The sequence below is a fragment of the Propionivibrio sp. genome (assembly GCF_047602565.1).
Taxonomy (GTDB): domain Bacteria; phylum Pseudomonadota; class Gammaproteobacteria; order Burkholderiales; family Rhodocyclaceae; genus Propionivibrio.
Map to the genome: position 1 here is coordinate 4,683,425 of NZ_JASGGX010000001.1, position 15,980 is coordinate 4,699,404.

General features: G+C 62.6%; 14 protein-coding genes, 1 tRNA gene and 1 pseudogene. 6 read left to right on the forward strand and 10 right to left on the reverse strand.

Annotation, left to right across the window (positions count from 1 at the left end; translation table 11 throughout):
• Positions 1 to 101 precede the first annotated feature (101 nt).
• Both QM701_RS22110 and QM701_RS22115 read right to left on the reverse strand, forming a co-directional pair.
• Positions 102 to 1,439: pseudogene (locus QM701_RS22110) on the reverse strand (diguanylate cyclase domain-containing protein); the annotation flags it as partial.
• A gap of 29 nt (positions 1,440 to 1,468) precedes the next feature.
• Positions 1,469 to 3,532 (reverse strand): HDOD domain-containing protein, encoded by a 2,064-nt coding sequence (locus tag QM701_RS22115; RefSeq protein ID WP_415169150.1) that lies wholly within the window; start codon positions 3,530 to 3,532, stop codon positions 1,469 to 1,471.
• Positions 3,533 to 4,076: 544 nt separating this feature from the next.
• Here QM701_RS22115 and QM701_RS22120 point away from each other — a divergent pair.
• Both QM701_RS22120 and QM701_RS22125 read left to right on the forward strand, forming a co-directional pair.
• Positions 4,077 to 4,367 (forward strand): hypothetical protein, encoded by a 291-nt coding sequence (locus QM701_RS22120; protein WP_415169151.1) that lies wholly within the window; start codon positions 4,077 to 4,079, stop codon positions 4,365 to 4,367.
• Positions 4,368 to 4,588: 221 nt separating this feature from the next.
• Positions 4,589 to 5,098: a universal stress protein gene (locus tag QM701_RS22125; protein WP_415169152.1), complete on the forward strand. Its 510-nt coding sequence runs from the start codon at positions 4,589 to 4,591 to the stop codon at positions 5,096 to 5,098.
• A 39-nt stretch (positions 5,099 to 5,137) separates the two neighbouring features.
• Here QM701_RS22125 and lysS read toward each other — a convergent pair whose 3' ends face one another.
• A complete protein-coding gene (gene lysS, locus QM701_RS22130; RefSeq protein WP_415169153.1) occupies positions 5,138 to 6,643 on the reverse strand; it encodes a lysine--tRNA ligase in 1,506 nt (501 codons plus the stop codon).
• A 47-nt stretch (positions 6,644 to 6,690) separates the two neighbouring features.
• Positions 6,691 to 7,795 (reverse strand): peptide chain release factor 2 gene (prfB, locus tag QM701_RS22135; protein ID WP_415169154.1). Its coding sequence is split into 2 segments (ribosomal slippage): positions 6,691 to 7,713 and positions 7,715 to 7,795, totalling 1,104 coding nucleotides; the frame shifts between segments, so codons are not numbered across the junction.
• A 143-nt stretch (positions 7,796 to 7,938) separates the two neighbouring features.
• On the opposite strand from prfB, the gene QM701_RS22140 reads away from it, so the two are divergent.
• Positions 7,939 to 8,157, forward strand: coding sequence for a hypothetical protein (locus tag QM701_RS22140; RefSeq protein WP_415169155.1), 219 nt, complete (start codon positions 7,939 to 7,941; stop codon positions 8,155 to 8,157).
• A gap of 6 nt (positions 8,158 to 8,163) precedes the next feature.
• Here QM701_RS22140 and QM701_RS22145 read toward each other — a convergent pair whose 3' ends face one another.
• Positions 8,164 to 9,063: a recombination-associated protein RdgC gene (locus tag QM701_RS22145; RefSeq protein ID WP_415169156.1), complete on the reverse strand. Its 900-nt coding sequence runs from the start codon at positions 9,061 to 9,063 to the stop codon at positions 8,164 to 8,166.
• 125 nt (positions 9,064 to 9,188) lie between these two features.
• Here QM701_RS22145 and QM701_RS22150 point away from each other — a divergent pair, with 125 nt between their 5' ends.
• Positions 9,189 to 9,641: a hypothetical protein gene (locus QM701_RS22150; RefSeq protein WP_415169157.1), complete on the forward strand. Its 453-nt coding sequence runs from the start codon at positions 9,189 to 9,191 to the stop codon at positions 9,639 to 9,641.
• A 21-nt stretch (positions 9,642 to 9,662) separates the two neighbouring features.
• Here QM701_RS22150 and dnaQ read toward each other — a convergent pair whose 3' ends face one another.
• Genes dnaQ through QM701_RS22165 form a run of 3 tightly spaced genes read right to left on the reverse strand, consistent with a single transcriptional unit; the run spans position 9,663 to position 11,596 of the window.
• On the reverse strand, positions 9,663 to 10,394 hold the full coding sequence (gene dnaQ / locus QM701_RS22155; protein WP_415169158.1) for a DNA polymerase III subunit epsilon: 732 nt from the start codon (positions 10,392 to 10,394) through the stop codon (positions 9,663 to 9,665).
• A gap of 22 nt (positions 10,395 to 10,416) precedes the next feature.
• The gene (gene rnhA, locus QM701_RS22160; RefSeq protein ID WP_415169159.1) at positions 10,417 to 10,878 is read right to left on the reverse strand and encodes a ribonuclease HI; all 462 of its coding nucleotides are present in this window, start codon (positions 10,876 to 10,878) and stop codon (positions 10,417 to 10,419) included.
• Positions 10,868 to 11,596, reverse strand: a complete 729-nt coding sequence (locus QM701_RS22165; protein ID WP_415169160.1) for a class I SAM-dependent methyltransferase — start codon at positions 11,594 to 11,596, stop codon at positions 10,868 to 10,870. Before QM701_RS22165 ends, rnhA begins: the two co-directional genes overlap by 11 nt.
• A gap of 27 nt (positions 11,597 to 11,623) precedes the next feature.
• On the opposite strand from QM701_RS22165, the gene gloB reads away from it, so the two are divergent.
• Positions 11,624 to 12,388, forward strand: a complete 765-nt coding sequence (gene gloB, locus QM701_RS22170) for a hydroxyacylglutathione hydrolase (RefSeq protein ID WP_415169161.1) — start codon at positions 11,624 to 11,626, stop codon at positions 12,386 to 12,388.
• Positions 12,389 to 12,404: 16 nt separating this feature from the next.
• On the opposite strand, the gene QM701_RS22175 is transcribed toward gloB, so the two are convergent.
• Positions 12,405 to 14,306 carry an AsmA-like C-terminal region-containing protein gene (locus tag QM701_RS22175; protein ID WP_415169162.1) on the reverse strand — a complete coding sequence of 634 codons (1,902 nt, stop codon included), beginning with the start codon at positions 14,304 to 14,306 and terminating at the stop codon, positions 12,405 to 12,407.
• Between the two features lie 59 nt (positions 14,307 to 14,365).
• Between QM701_RS22175 and QM701_RS22180 the strand changes: the two genes are divergently transcribed.
• A tRNA-Asn gene (locus QM701_RS22180) sits at positions 14,366 to 14,441 on the forward strand.
• Here QM701_RS22180 and QM701_RS22185 read toward each other — a convergent pair.
• A complete protein-coding gene (locus QM701_RS22185; RefSeq protein ID WP_415169450.1) occupies positions 14,400 to 15,980 on the reverse strand; it encodes a recombinase family protein in 1,581 nt (526 codons plus the stop codon). The two genes, QM701_RS22180 and QM701_RS22185, sit on opposite strands and share 42 nt — an antisense overlap.

Here is a 15,980-nt window from a genome sequence, read left to right on the forward strand (position 1 = left end):
TCCCGATAGGTGGCGTCGAACATCGCGCCTTCGTAGAAGGAGTGGCCGTTCTTGCCCTGCGCCTTGACGTGGTACATGGCCATGTCCGCGTGGCGCAGCAGCTCGTCGATCGACTCGCCGTCCTCGGGATAGACGGCGATGCCGATGCTGGCGGAAATGTGGAACTCGGCGTTGTCCAGGACGAACGGCTGGCGGAAGGTTTCGAGGAACTTGCCGGCGATGACTTCGGCATCCGTCTTGTCGTGCAGCTCGGGCAGCACCACGGTGAATTCGTCGCCGCCCAGGCGCGCCAGCGTGTCGCCGCGGCGCAGGCAGTTCTTCAGCCGCGTGGCCACCTGCTGCAGCAGCTCATCGCCCTTGACGTGGCCGAGCGTGTCGTTGACCAGCTTGAAGCGGTCCAGGTCGATGAACATCACCGCCAGCCCGCTCTGGTTGCGCTTGGCCTGGATCACCGCCAGCCCGAGCCGGTCCTTGAACAGCACCCGGTTCGGCAGATCGGTCAGGATGTCGTGATAGGCCTGGTACGAGATCATCGCCTCGGCCCGCTTGCGGTCGGTGACGTCCCTGGCCACCCCGTAGGTGCCGAAGAATTCGCGCTGGGTCGGCTCGCTGCCCACCGCGTACATGCCCATCGAATTGAAGGAGATGGTCATCAAGGTGTTTTCGAAGGTCAGCTCCTGGTCGTTGCCCGACTGGCCCTTGAGGCGCAGTTCGACGTTGCGGGACGCGCGCTGTCCGACGCGGCGCTCGTTGAAGACGTAATGCGCGCGTTCGATGTCCTCCTCGTGCACCAGCTCCGAATAGTGCTTGCCGATCAGTTCGGACGGCGCATAGCCGAGCAGATGCTGGGCGCGGTCGTTGACGAAGGTGAACCGGCCTTCGTCGTTGAGCGTGTAGATGATGTCCGGGGAGCTGTCGACGAGGTAGCGGTAGAGCTTTTCCGAACATTCGAGCTGCCACGCGATGTTGCGGTTTTCGTTTTCCAGGCGCTTCTGCCGCAGCGCGTTGTCGACCGTCGTCAGCAGCTCCTCGCGGGTGTAGGGCTTGCGCAGGTAATCGTAGGCGCCGCGCTTCAGGGCGCCGATCGCCGCGTCGATGCCCGTGTCGCCGCTGACCACGATGACCTTCGTGTCGATGCCGCTGGTGTTGATGAAGTCCATGATCTCGTGCCCGCTGTAGTCGGGCAGGCGCAGATCGAGCAGCGCCAGGTCGAACTTCATCTTTTCGAGATGCGCGATGGCCTCGCTGCCGGTCGCCGCGGTGACCAGCTGGTAGCCGCGCCCCTTGAGCAGTTCGCACAGGCTGTTGAGCAGCATCGGCTCGTCATCGACGAGCAGCAGGCGGGGGCTCGTCGCCGTCAGGGCGAACGCCGTGGCGGCCGTATTGTGGTTCAAGGCGAAAACGAGAGCGGCGGAATCGTTGGCGGAAATTAAACTCATCGTCTCCTCGCGCTGAACACGTCTGGACCCTAATGGCCGGCCGGCTTACGGATGGGCAGCAGTATTTCGAAATGCGTCCCCCGCGCGTTGCTGCGGCAGGTGATCAGCCCCTGGTGCTTCTTGATCAGCCCATGCACGATGGACAGGCCGAGGCCCTGGTGGCCTTCGCCCTTGGTGGTGCGCACCGGCTGGAACAGGTTGGACAGAATCTCGGCGGGAATTCCCGGACCATTGTCGATCACGCAGATTTCCACGAACAGCGCTCCGTCCTTGTTGACGTGGCCGTTGTTGACGATCTGGATCTCCCCGCCCGCGCGCACGGCCTCGACGGCGTTCTTGACCAGATTGACCAGGATCTGCTTGAGCGTATCCGGGCTGGTTTCGACCTCGGTTGGCAGATCCTGCGTGTGCACTGTGATCTTCACTGTATCGGGCACGAACTCCGTGTCGCGGAACAGCCGCACCACTTCGCGGATGACCCGGTTGGCCTCGGCGCAGTTTTCGCGCACGGCCGGCTTGAGGTTGGAGAGCCCCTGGATGATCGCGCCGACCCGGTCGATCTCCTCGTTGAGGATCGAGATCTCGCCGGACACCGGTTCGCGGCGTTCGAGCTTGGTATCCAGGACGCTCAGATAGTTCTTGATGATCGACAGGGGATTGTTGATCTCGTGCGCGATCTTGCGCGAGGCCTCGCGGTAGTCCTCGACCACGGCGGCGACCCGGCGCGACGCTTCGCTGCGCTCGCCCAGCGCGGTTTCGAGCGCCATCGCCGCCTGCTCGCCGAACGATCGCAGGAAGCGTTCCCGTTTGCGCAGACCCTCCGTCTGCCAGGCGGCGATCCCGCCGATCAGCAGGCCCAGGCAGCGGCCGTGGGCGGCCAGCGGCAGGCAGACCAGCGCGTCGCATTTGAGGATGTGCAGCAGTTGCTCTTCGGTGACGCCGAGCGGATTGCCGTCGTCCACGATGAACGCCGTGCGGCGCTGCAGCGCTGCTTCAGCCACGATGCCGCCGCTGGTCAGGGCGACCGTGAATTCCTTCAGGCGCTGCTTGTTTTCGCCGATGGGCACGCCGACCAGCGCGTTGCCGGTGCCGTTGGTGAGCAGGATGAGCGCATCCTCGAAATCGAACAGGATGCGCGCCGACCGGCTCATCGCTTCCAGCAGGGTCGCTTCCCCCTGCTGCGGGGCCAGCGCGCGGCCGGCTTCGGAAGACAGCACCAGATGCAGCACTTCGTCGGAGAGCTTCCTTTGCGCCGACTGGCCGGCCGGTTCGGCGGCCGGATCGACCGCGGTCGGAATGTCCAGTTCGTCGACGCCGGTCAGGTCGATGCCCAGATAGTCGGCCGCCTGCTTGACCTGCGCCGAGGCGCCCGCGGCGATCTTCGTCAGGTCTTCGTCGTCGATCCCGCACAGGGCGGCGGCCGCCTTGACGGTGGGGTCCTCCGTGTCGTTGTCGCTCAGCAGGTGCGCGAGCAGGACGATGCGGATCAGCGGATGCGTATTGCCCAGCCGGGTCACCGACTCGTGGTGGTAGAGCACGCTGTCCGACAGGAAGGAGTCCAGGTTCCAGCGTTCGACCAGCCAGGCGCCGGCCTCCTGGTGGGTGATCTTCAGCGTCCGCTCCTCGATTTCGCAGAGAATCTCGTCGTCCCTGGCGAGGAAATTGGTGCCGTATTCCCGGGGCGCGGTGGCCAGCAGCGCGAGCCGGCCGACGTCGTGCAGCAGCCCGGCGAGGTAGGCCTCCTCGACGTGCGGATAACTGATCAATCCGGCGATCTCGCGCGCCAGGACGGCCGAGGACAGCGAGTGCTTCCAGAAGGCGCGCAGGTCGGTGCTGTTGGCATGCGAGAAGTTGTTGAATACCTGGAACACCGATTCGCTGATCACCAGCGTCTTGATGATGCCGACGCCCAGCGTCATCAGCGAATGTTCGAGCCCGAGCTTGCGGTTGCCGCGGTGATAGGCGGAACTGTTGGCCACCGAGAGGATTTTCCCGGTCATGCCGGGGTCCTTGGCCACCAGCTCGGCCAGGGCGTTCATGCCGACTTCTTCCGTCTGGCATTGCTCGATCAGTTTCAGCAGTATCTGGGGCATGGCTGGCAGCCGTGCGACCAGCAAGCGGTGGCGAATATCAGATTCTTCTTGGCGCATCATGTCCAGCCCCGCCGCAAGACAGCCGCGAGAAGTCGTCGCACATCCGAATGCAAACGCCCATCGCCGCTTCCCTCGGGCAGAAAGCCTCTCCCTTGTCGATATTCCAGATGCTACTGAATGAAACTTATAACTTAAGTCATAGCCAGGGAAATAATACAAAAACGGTTAAGCCTTAGCCAGCGATCCGTAAGTCAAGATTCAATTTACTGTCCCATCTGTATCAAACTGCGCCGAAATCCTGCGCGAAAGCGCCTTTTTTGCTCGTTCGGGCGATTCGCCCGATTCGGCAGAACGCGCGGAGAGGCGTCGGGATCGCGACTTGATGTACGCTATGCACCTCTTTGTCCATGCGCGGCGAAGGTCCGACAGAAAATCGGCGGCGCAGGGAATCCGAATTGTCTCCAGGGAGGGTGGAAGATCGATGTTGCCAAGAAGGTCGATAGCGCTTTGGGTCCTGCTGCCGGTGCTGGGGATGGCGAGCGGCATGGCCGCGGCCCAGCCCAGGATGCTGGGGTTCGACGACAATTCCTGCCAGGCCTGGGTCGGATCGAAAGACGATGCGGATCAGCGCAGGGAATATGTGTCGTGGGCGCGCGGCTTCCTGAGCGGCCACAACTACGCGAATCAGAAACAGCAGGTCTCGGACGTTTCGCGCGGCACGGTGGAGATGTTCATCGAGCGTTTCTGCCGCGACAAACCGACCGCGCCCTTCACCGAGGCCGTGTATCGCATGAGCGACCAGTACTCGGGGCGGGGAGCGCCCATCGCCAAATAGCCGGGCCGGCGCGCCAGCATCTTTATGACTTTGGCGTTGCGGCGGACGGGAATCCAAAGGGGCGTGGCCGTCGGTTCGAGGGTTCGATTTTTGGCTGAACTATCAGTGGCTTAGCGGGAGCAAGTCGTCAGTTTACGTCGAACTGTCCATCAGTTTATTCCGATCATCGCAGCCACCGATTGGCAGTATGCTTGGCGCACACCAAAAACCGTGGGGGCGCCGTGAGAAGACTGCTCATACCTGTCGATGGCTCGGCCAATTCCCTTTGCGCCGTTCACCATGCCCTTGGCGAGTACAGGAAAAATCCGCAGACCAGCATCCATCTGCTGAACGTGCGGCCCAGGATGTCGCGTTACCTGGCCCGGCATGTGAGCAAGCGGGATCGCGAGCAATGGCGCCAGGGCGAGGCGGAGAAGGCGCTGCGCCCCGCGCGGGAACTGCTCGACAAATCCGGGATTCCCTACGCCGCCCACGTCGAAACGGGCGACACCGCGGAAGCGGTCGTGACCAAGGCCCGTGACCTGCGCTGCGACTGCATCCTGATCAGCACGGCCCGCAAGGATTCGCTGAACCGCCTGCTGGCCGCTTCCGTGACGAACCGCATCCTGGCGCTGACCGACATTCCGGTCGAAATCGTCGTCGGCCGCGACGTGTCGAACCTGGAGAGCATCGGCATCCCGGCCGGCGTCGGCCTGGGCATCGCCGGGCTGATCATGCTCGTCCTCGACTGAGCGGACGCGCGGCCCGGCTGCCGCGCATCCCGGCGCCCGCTATTCCGGGCGCATCTGCGGGAAGAGGATGACGTCGCGGATGTTGGCCGAATCGGTCAGCAGCATGACCAGGCGGTCGATGCCGATGCCGCAGCCGCCGGTCGGCGGCAGGCCGTATTCCAGGGCGCGAATGTAGTCGGCGTCGTAGTACATCGCTTCCTCGTCGCCCGCGTCCTTGGCCTTGGCCTGCGCCAGGAAACGCTCCGCCTGGTCTTCCGGGTCGTTCAGCTCGGAGAAGCCGTTGGCGATTTCGCGGCCGACGATGAACAGCTCGAAGCGTTCCGTGATCTCGGAATTATCGTCGCTGCAGCGCGCCAGCGGGCTGATCTCGGCCGGGTAGTCGATGATGAAGGTCGGGTCCCACAGTTCGGCTTCCGTGGTTTCCTCGAACATCAGCAGCTGCAGCGTGCCGAGGCCCATGCCGGGCTTGAGCTCGGCCTTCATCGCGGCCAGCTTCTGGCGCAGCCAGTCGGCGTCGGTCAGCTGTTCCAGCGTGTACTGCGGGCGGTACTTCATGATCGCCTGGACCATGGTCAGGCGGTCGAACGGCTTGGACAGATCGAGCGGGCGGCCCTGATAGACGAAGACCTCGGTGCCGAGCGCCTCGCGCGCCGAGTGGCGCAGCAGGCCCTCGGTGAAGTCCATCAGCTTGTGGTATTCCGAGTACGCCTCGTAGAACTCCATCATGGTGAACTCAGGGTTGTGCCGGGGGCTCATGCCTTCGTTGCGGAAGTTGCGGTTGAGTTCGAACACCTTCTCGAAGCCGCCGACGACCAGCTTCTTGAGGTACAGCTCGGGCGCAATGCGCAGGAACAGCTCCATGTCCAGCGCGTTGTGGTGCGTCTTGAACGGGCGCGCCGAGGCGCCGCCGGGGATCGGATGCATCATCGGCGTCTCGACTTCCAGGAAGCCGTGGCTGCACATGTAGTTGCGGATCGACTGCACGATGCGGCTGCGCGCCATGAAGGTGAAGCGCGACTGCTCGTTCATGATCAGGTCGAGATGGCGCAGGCGGTACTTCTGCTCCTGGTCGCTGAGGCCGTGGAATTTTTCCGGCAGCGGGCGCAGCGATTTCGACAGCAGGCGCAGTTCGGCGCACTGCACGGTCAGTTCGTTGGTGCGGGTGCGGAAGAGGGTGCCGACGGCGCCGACGATGTCGCCGATGTCCCAGCGCTTGAAGGCGGCGTAGGTCTCCTCGCCGACCTTGTCGCGCGCGACGTAGAGCTGGATGCGGCCGCCGACGTCCGAGATGGTGATGAACGACGCCTTGCCCATGACGCGCTTGAGCATGATGCGGCCGGCCACCTTGACTTCGACCGGATTGGCCTCGAGTTCCTCGCCGGTCTTCGCGTCGTACAGCTCGATGATCTTGCCGGAGATGTTTTCGCGCTCGAAATCGTTCGGGTAGGCCTTGCCGGCGGCGCGCCATTCGGCGAGCTTGGCGCGGCGTTCCGCGATGATGTGGTTTTCGTCCTGCTCCGGGGCGATGGGGGTCTGGTCAGACATGTCGTCTCTCTGCATGGGTTTGAATTCTTGGTTCGCTGCGGCGGTGCCTACACGCCCTGCTTGAGGCTGGCTGCGATGAAAAGATCGAGGTCGCCGTCGAGCACGCGCTGCGTGTCGCCCACTTCGACGTTGGTGCGCAGATCCTTGATGCGCGACTGGTCCAGCACGTAGGAACGGATCTGGTGGCCCCAGCCGATGTCGGTCTTGGCATCCTCGAGTTTCTGCTGTTCGGCCTGGCGCTTGCGCATTTCGGCCTCGTACAGGCGCGATTTCAGCATGGCCATCGCCTCGGCGCGGTTGCGGTGCTGCGAGCGGTCGTTCTGGCACTGCACGACGATGCCCGACGGCAAGTGCGTGATGCGCACCGCCGAGTCGGTCTTGTTGATGTGCTGGCCGCCCGCGCCCGAGGCGCGGTAGGTGTCGATGCGCAGGTCGGCGGGGTTGATCTCGATCTCGAACGAATCGTCGATTTCCGGGTATACGAACACCGAGGCGAAACTGGTGTGCCGGCGGGCGTTCGAGTCGAACGGCGACTTGCGCACCAGGCGGTGGATGCCGGTTTCCGAGCGCAGCATGCCGAAGCAGTATTCGCCGGAGAGCTTGATGGTGGCGGTCTTGATGCCGGCCACGTCGCCTTCGGATTCTTCCAGCACCTCGACGGCGTAGCCCCTGCGCTCGCCGTACTTCACGTACATGCGCAGGAGCATCGACGCCCAGTCCTGGGCCTCGGTCCCGCCGGCGCCGGCCTGGATGTCGAGAAAGCAGTTGAGCGGGTCGGCCGGGTTGTTGAACATGCGGCGGAATTCGAGGCCGGCGATCTCCTTTTCGATGCCGTCGATGTCGTCGGCGACTGCGAGCAGGGTCGCGTCGTCATCCTCGTCGCGCGCCATGGCGAAAAGCTCCTCGGTGTCCTTGAGGCCGTCCGCCACGCGGTTCAGGGTCAGCACGACGCCTTCGAGCGCCTTCTTTTCCTTGGCCAGTTCCTGCGCGCGCTCCGCGTTGTTCCAGACCGCGGGGTCTTCCAGTTCGCGGTTGACCGCGCTCAGTTGATCGAATTTCTGATCGTAGTCAAAGATACCTCCGGAGCTCGGTGGCGCGCTGGGCGATGTCCACGAGCCGGTTGGCGATCTGATTGAGTTGTTCTGCTTCCATGATGTTCCGGAGAAAAAAGCGTGAAGCGAAGGATTATATACGCGGAGCGCCGCTTGGATTCAGCGCCTGCAAGTCATTTCCGACGGCGCCCGCGGCACCGGAAGCTGCTATGATGCCGCGTCGCTATTGCCTGGTCGTCGAAAATGGCACGAAAAAAAGCCTGGCTGCCGCAAATCGGGATTGTCGCCACCTACGTCGGCCGTTCCAGCCGGATGGCGAAGGGCGGGTACAACGTGCGCGTGGTGGCCGAAGCGTGCGGCGGGCGCATGGTGGTGGAAGGCATCGGCCGGCGCGGCGTCGCGGTGCGCTTCACCATCAAGCGCGAAAACCTGGCGCCGCTCCAGCCGGGCCTGTTCGACTGAGCCGCCTCAAGCGGCGGCCGGCTGTTCCCCGCCGAGCGCGGCCGTCAGGTCGTCGAGCAGGTGGGCGAGTTCGCCCGTCATCAGCGCGAAATCCAGGTCGAAGCGTTCTTCCTCGTTTTCCGCCTGTCCGTCCGTCGATTCCTTGAGGATGTCCAGGAAGCCCAGGCGTTTGAGCTGCAGCTTGTCGTCCAGCACGAACGAGATCTTGTCTCCCCAGGTCATTCCCAGGCGGGTCACCACCTTGCCGGCCGCGATGTGCCCGGGGATTTCCTCCCCGTCCAGCGGGTGCTTGGCGTAGCGCACGACCGCGTTTTCCGCCGAACGCAGCTCCATGTCCTGATCGATGGAGAAGCCCGCCGGAGCCGCGCCGTCGGCGATCCAGCCGGTCATCGCCGAGGAGGGCGACTGCATCACCTTCAGCGGCGAGATCGACAGCTTGTCCACCGACTTGTGCAGCAGTTCAATCGCCTCGTCGGCCTTGGCCGGGGCGGCGGCATCGATCACCAGCCAGCCGTGGACCGGGTCGATCCAGCAGTAGGTCGTGCGTTTGCGGACGAAGGCGCGCGGCAGCAGTTCCTGGGTGACCGCTTCCTGGAGGTCCCGCAGCTCCCGGCGGCCGACGCGGCGTCCTTCCTTCTCCTCGATGAGCTGCGCCCGATCCTTGACGTGCTGCTTGACGACCGATGCCGGCAGGAGCTTTTGCTCGATGCCGAGGGCGAGCAGCCATTGCCGGTTGACCGCATGCACCAGCGCCCCGTCGGCGCACGGAGGAATCCAGCCGAGACTCGACGGCAGGCTGCTGCTGCAGGGCTGGAGGGGACTGCGCGCAAGCTGCTCCTCGATCGCCTCGACGGCCAGGGCGTCGGGCTCAAGCAGGCGGAATAGTTGGAGATTTCTGAACCACATACCCATCGAATCCGAAAAGTGGCAAATTATAGGTTAGAAGCGCCGGCCGTTTGCTTCGGGATTCATTTTTCCGGCCGTGCATCGCCGGGCGGAGTTTTCCGCGAATTATTGTATGGGGAGGGGCTGTGGTTCATAATATTCAAATGGATGATATGCAACCAATCGATATGCGTCGCCGGATTCGCGAACTCCTTTCCATTCCGGAGCGCGATCGCACCGATGCGGAATGGGACGAGTTGAACGAACTCGAAATCCGGACGGCGCCGGGCAATCGCGATTACGACCGTACGCAGGACCGCCAGGGCCAGGTGGACCGGCGCCAGGGCGCCGTCATCGGGCAGGGCAGGCGGCCCGAGCGGAACAACAAGCCGCAGGGCAACAAGAACGGCAACATCCTGCGGCAGCAGCCCGAGGGTCGGCCGGAAGGGCGCATGCTCAAGCGGCAGCACCGGCGTCCCAAGCGGCAGGGAGAAGGTCAGCCGGGCGCCGGCGGGGCGAATCCGAATGGCGGGAATGCCGCGTCTGCGGCGCCGATCATCGTGGAAATCCCCGCCAACGGCGACAAATCGGAAGGGTGAGCGCCGGCCTGGCGGCCGCGCTCAGGCAGGCGCCGTGTCGGCCAGCCACAGACACTTTCCCTTGCTTTCCTTCTGAATCGAAGCCAGGAGTTGGTCGTGCTCGGCCAGTTCCTGCCCGGTCGCCCGCAAGACCGTGTGCGCGTGCCGGATCTCCTCGTGCATGCCCTGGGGCAGCGGGCTCAGGATCGTTTCCTGGGCGCTCGCCTTGTCCTGGTCGATTTCCATGATCAGGCTTTCCTGGCCCCGCGTCATGGCCACGTACACTTCGGCGAGAATCTCGGCATCCAGCAGCGCGCCGTGCAGCGTGCGCTTCGAATTGTCGATCCCGTAGCGTTCGCAGAGTACGTTGAGGTTGTTCTTCTTGCCGGGATGCAGCTCTTTCGCCAGGCGCAGCGAATCGAGCACGCCGTGGCAGATGGTCTCGATCGGCGCCATGTCCAGCAAGGCCAGTTCGGCGTTCAGGAAGCCGATGTCGAACGAGGCGTTGTGGATGATCAGTTCCGCACCGCGCACGAAGTCGAGGAACTCTTCGGCGATCTCCGCGAAACGCGGCTTGTCCTGCAGGAATTCGAGGCTGATGCCGTGCACCGCCAGGGCGCCGGCATCGATGTCGCGGTCGGGGTTCAGGTAGTGGTGGAAATGGTGGTTGGTCAAACGGCGGTTGACCATTTCGACGCAGCCGATCTCGATGACGCGGTGCCCCAGCTTGTGTTCCAGACCTGTCGTTTCGGTGTCGAGAAATATCTGACGCATGCTTCGCCTTTGCGGAAAGTGTTCAATTGCAGTTCGCCGGCGCGCTCAATTCGTCGATGCCCCGGTTGGCCAGACGGTCCGCGCGCTCGTTGCCGGGATGTCCGGCGTGCCCCCGGACCCAGAACCAGGAGATCTCATGGGCGCCGGTCAGGCTGTCCAGCCGCTGCCACAGATCGGCGTTCTTGACCGGTTTCTTGTCCGCGGTTCGCCAGCCGTTCCTCTTCCAGTTGTGAATCCACTGGCTGATCCCTTTCTGCACGTATTGGGAGTCGGTGTGGATATGCACGGCGACGGGGCGCGTCAAGGCCTCCAGCGCGCGAATGACGGCGGTGAGCTCCATCCGGTTGTTCGTGGTGTTCCGTTCGCCGCCCCAGAGCTCCTTTTCGGTCGTTCCCGCCTGGAGCAGCGCGCCCCAGCCGCCGGGTCCCGGATTTCCGCGGCAGGCGCCGTCGGTGAAAATAATCACGGTCGATTCAGTGGACACGTTTTTCGCTTCCTTCTTTATGGATCAGAGGGCGGAGCGCCTTCGTCGCGGGTTTCGCCGCGTTCCAGGCGGGCATGATCAAACGCATGCCGCGGACGCGCTTGATGGCGCGCAGCAGGTAGACGCCGCCGGCGAAACTCCACCACCGGTCTCCTGCCGCCTCCATGAAATGCCATCGTTTGAGCCACCGCGCCTGCACGCACGGCGGGGCATAGCAGCCGAAGTTGCCGCGGTCGACCTCGAAATTCAGCAACTGCAGCCAGTCCTTGAGGCGCAGGACGGAAAGATAGCTGCCGTTGAACGGAAATGCCGGCGGGCAATTCGGCAGTTTCTTGCGCAGCCCCCATAGCGAGATCGGGTTGAACCCGGTGAGCACCAGCTGCCCGTCGGGGATGAGGATGCGCTCGACTTCCCGAAGTATCTGGTGCGGATCGTCGTGGAACTCCAGCATGTGCGGCATGACCACCAGATCGATGCTGTTGGCGGCGAACGGCAGTTCCCGGAGGTCGCACAGGACGTCCACGTCGCCCGATTCCCCGGCGATCTGGCGCAGCGGTATCCGGTTGCAGGCGAGCAGCTTCAGCTGGGGCAGGCCGAGCTGCAGCGCGTTGTACCCGAACAGATCGTCGACCACGGCATCGATTTTCTCCTGCTCCCAGGACATGACGTAGCGCCCCTGCGGCGTGTCAAGCCAGTCCTCGATCCCGCGTATTGACATTTCTCGCTATTCTTCCAAAATCGCCCAATGTTCGATGTGATCCGGATTCCGGCATTCAAGGATAACTACATCTGGCTGTTGCGCAAAGGCGCGGCGGCGGTCGTGGTCGATCCTGGCGACGCAGCGCCCGTCCTCGAGGTTCTGCGGCGGGAAAGCCTTTCGCTGGCTTCGATTCTGATCACCCATCACCACCACGACCATCAAGGCGGCGTCGCGGGTCTGCTGGAGTTTTCGCCGTCCGCGGAAGTTTTCGGTCCGGCGCAAGAGTCTATCACAGGCGCGACGAGACCCTTGCGGGGCGGGGAACGCATCCGCCCGGAGCCGCTCGGCGTCGACCTGCAGGTCATCGCCGTTCCCGGCCATACGCTCGGGCATCTGGCGTACTACGGCGAGGGCTGCCTGTTCTGCGGGGATACCTTGTTCGCGGGCGGCTGCGGGCGCGTCTTCGAGGGCACGCCGCGTTCGATGTACGAATCCCTGGCGCGGCTGGCGGCGCTTCCCGACGACACGCTGGTCTATTGCGCGCACGAATATACCGAGGCCAACCTGCGCTTCGCGCTGGCCGTCGAGCCGGGAAACCGCGCGTTGCGCCGCCGGGCCGACGAAGTCGCGGTGGTGCGCGCCAAGGGCATGTCAACCGTGCCGTCCACGCTGGCGGTCGAAAAAGCCACCAATCCCTTCCTGCGCTGCCGGGAGCCGCAAATCGTCGACTCCGTGCGCGCGAGGGGGAGCATGGAAAGCGATCCCGTCGCGGTGTTCACCGCCCTCCGGGAGTGGAAGAATTCGTTCTGATCGGGGCCTGTTTTAGTTATTGGCGCCCCACGGCCTGCACCGCCGGCGTGTCGAGCGTTCCCGAAACCAGCACCGGCATGCGCGTCTGATTCACGCTGCCCTTCATCTGCAGCTCCAGCTTGCCGGCTACCCGTCCCTTGCCGGCGACATCGACGTAACCGGTGGACTGCATCAATCCCGAAGCGATGTTCAGGTCGTAGAACTGGTTCTTTTCCCGAGCCAGCCGCATCCGGCCGGACATCTGTTCGAAGGCGGTCGTGCCGCCTTGCACGGGCGTTCCGGAGACCCGGCGCGCCGCTTCAGCGAGATCGATGCCGTAAAGACTGCCGCGCTGGATGCTGAATTCGCCCTCTCCGTCGATCGCCGAGAAGATCGCCGGCCATGTTTCCGCTCTCGCCGTAAACCGCATCTTGCCGGCGATGCCGCCGGCCAGCCGCTTGCCGATCCCCAGGACGTCTCCCAGCGCGGTCCCGCTGATCCGCTCGAAGGCGACGTTGCCGGAGAGGTTCGGCTTCGCGCCGCCAGCGCGAACGACGGCGTTGCCGCGGACAAGGCCATCGAGCGCGCGGATTTCCAGGCTGGAGATCGTCAGAGTGTCCTTTTCCAGCCGGCCCTTGAAGTTCAGCGAATCGGCACGGAACTTCGAGTCTGCGCCGGGACGCCAGTCGAAGCCCTCCACCGTCAGGTTGATTCCGCCGGCGGCCGGTTCGGCAACCAGGATCAGGCTTTTGTCCTCCGCGCGCATCTCCAGGGCCTGCATGGCGCCTTTCCCGTCCAGCCGGATTTCCGCTTCCGCATCTTTCAAGGTCATGCCGCTGAACGAGACGTCGCTGTGTTCGAGCAGGATATAAGCGATCTTCGGGGATTTTTCAGGGTCGGAAAGCGAAGCGAAAATGGCCGGCATGCCCGCGATGCGTTCGAGCCGCAGTTGCGCGCCGCTGACGACGACCTTGCGCAAGCTCTGCCGTTCCGAGAACAGGCTGGCCAGATCGGGCTGCAGGCGAATTTCGCGCACCGAGATCGCCTCATCGCCTTGTCCGAGCCGGACTCCGTCCAGAACCAGCGCGGGTGCGGGGGAGAGGTCGACGCGCAGTTCCTGGATGCCGACCGGGCGACCGATGGCCGAGGAGACGGCCGTCTCGACGCGCGGCACGAAAATGCTGAAAGGAAACAGCCGTATCCCCGCGTAACCTAAAACGAGCACTCCCGCCAGGCCGAAAAACACCCACGCCAGCCAACCCGCGCCTCCGCCCGACCTGCGCCGGACGGGTTTCAGCTTTACCGGCTCGTCCTCGATCAGGCGATCCGCGCCGGCCCACATGGACTTGAATTGCGCGACGAAGGAGGGCTTGGCGGCCGGAGGATCGTCCTTCCTCGCGGCGCGCCGGCGCTTGTCGGCGTTTTGCCTTACCTCGTCCCCCGGGATGGACTGTTTGAGCGTACCGAGGCCGGGCGGCAGCGAAAAGCGGGAGGTTGAGAATTCCGCTGCGTCCTTGGCATCGAATATCGAGTGCAAGGAAATCGGCATGTCCGAGGCCTGATTCTTCGCGTCGTCGGACGGGCGCGAGGGCACGCTCTGCTGGAAATCCGGATATTCTCCGCGGCTTTCCCTGGCCGCTGAAAACTGGGTGACCTTTTCCACCGCGGCGGAGCGGATTTCCTGCGCCACCCGCTTGCTTTCCTCCCACAGCGAATCGTGCTGTTCCACCTTCAGCTCGATGAATCCGCCTTTCTCCAGTTCGGCCAGGGCGTTCTCGGTCAGTTGGAGATTTCCGGTCTTGCGGGCCAGGTCGGCCACCGAGGACTGTCCGTCGACCAAAATGAGCACCATGCGGATGTTGCGCTGGATGACGCGGGTGCGCTGCTGAATCGCGTTTTCGCCCGCGGCGGTTTTTACGTAGATGAGATTCGGGTCCATTTTGTTGGCAAAAACGTTGACGGGATAGGCCTCAGTGTCTAAAATGCGCGCTTCGCTGTTCCCCGATAGCTCAGTCGGTAGAGCGCCGGACTGTTAATCCGTAGGTCCCTGGTTCGAGCCCAGGTCGGGGAGCCAACACTCCTTACTATGAACCACCGAGAAGCCTCTCTGGTTCACTAATTTTTCCCTGAAGTACTCAACGTGCACACTCGTGTCGTTGAGTACGATTTTCTCGATGAACTGGGAGAAAAAGGATCGTAGTTTGGCTGGATCGTCCGACGAAATCACCAGGTTACGAAAAAAGGAAGACGCCTCGGCAATCTGTGCCTCGTCGATTTCAATCTCAGGAATCACTTCTTCCTCCAACTTCGTCAGGCTTTTTTCCGCCATTTCGATCTGTTTTTTTAATTGACGCAGACGATCGGTAAGGTCACCCAGGTTTGGCGCGGCCTTTCCATGCAGCTCCAGCGTCTCGAACAAATTGTTGCGGCGTCGCTCAGCATCCCGAATTTCTGACACCAAGGCATCTCGCCGTCGTTCGCGCTCAATATACCATTCACCTCGAAGTTCATAGATTTCTTTGATGATTTCTGCAAGTCTATCGGGCGTCAAAACCTTGTCCAAGATCGCGGAAATCATCCAGTCGTCGAAGGCCTGGGCGGGAATTCTGCGATTTTTACATCCCACCCCTTTGAGAGCCGACCGGCAGTTGTAATAGCGATAGACCCCACTTCTTCCGGTCGCGCTTTCAGTCTGCATCGCCGCCCCACAAGAACCGCAACGGAGCAGCCCGCTAAAAACGAAGCGGCTATGAGGAGATCCTCCTCCTTCACGGGGCGCTCGATTTGCCATGAGCTTCTGGACGGTCATAAAAACCTCCTCCGTAACAATTTCAGGATGGCTTTTTGTCATTACCCATTCCGGTCTGGGGCGGGTCAATCGATCCACGTGAGACACGCGGTTGAAGACCAAGAAGCCGGCATAAACAGGGCTTTTCAGAAGTAATCCAAGCGTGTTTTTATTCCAGCGAACCCCCCGTTTCAGGCGACCTTCGGCATTGAATCGCAACGACAGTTCTTTGCAGCCAGCACCAGCCAGGTAGGAATTGAATATCTCGCGCACCAGTGGGGCCTCGTTCTCGTCGATGGCCAGCCGCTTCCTCTTCCCGTCGGTCACCGTCTTGTATCCGAACGGTATACGGCCACCATTGAAGAATCCATCCTGCGCGTTTTTCATCATGCTGCGCCGCGTGTCTTTCGAAATTACCCGGCTGTAGTGCTCATCGACAATTTCAAAAAACGACTCAAGCAACCATCCTTCGTCTGTCTGCGCATCAATGTCTCCTGAGACATAAACGACATTGGTTCCACCGAGCCGAAGCTGCTTTTTATAGTTCGCGGCGTCGATCTTATTCCGTGCGAAACGCGATGTATTCCATACGATAAAAAAATTGACTTTGTAATGTTCGCAAAAGGCAATTGCCTCTTGAAACGATGTCCGGTGAGAGGTTCTTCCTGAAACCCCCTCGTCCTTGAAAATACGAAGAACAGTGGCGCCGAGCTGCTCAGCTTTTTTCTCCGCCTGTTCGATCTGGCTTTCGATAGGCAGCCCTTCGTCGGCTTGTTTTTCCGTCGATACCCGTACGTAGATAATCGCTGTTGTTTTTTTCCCCAT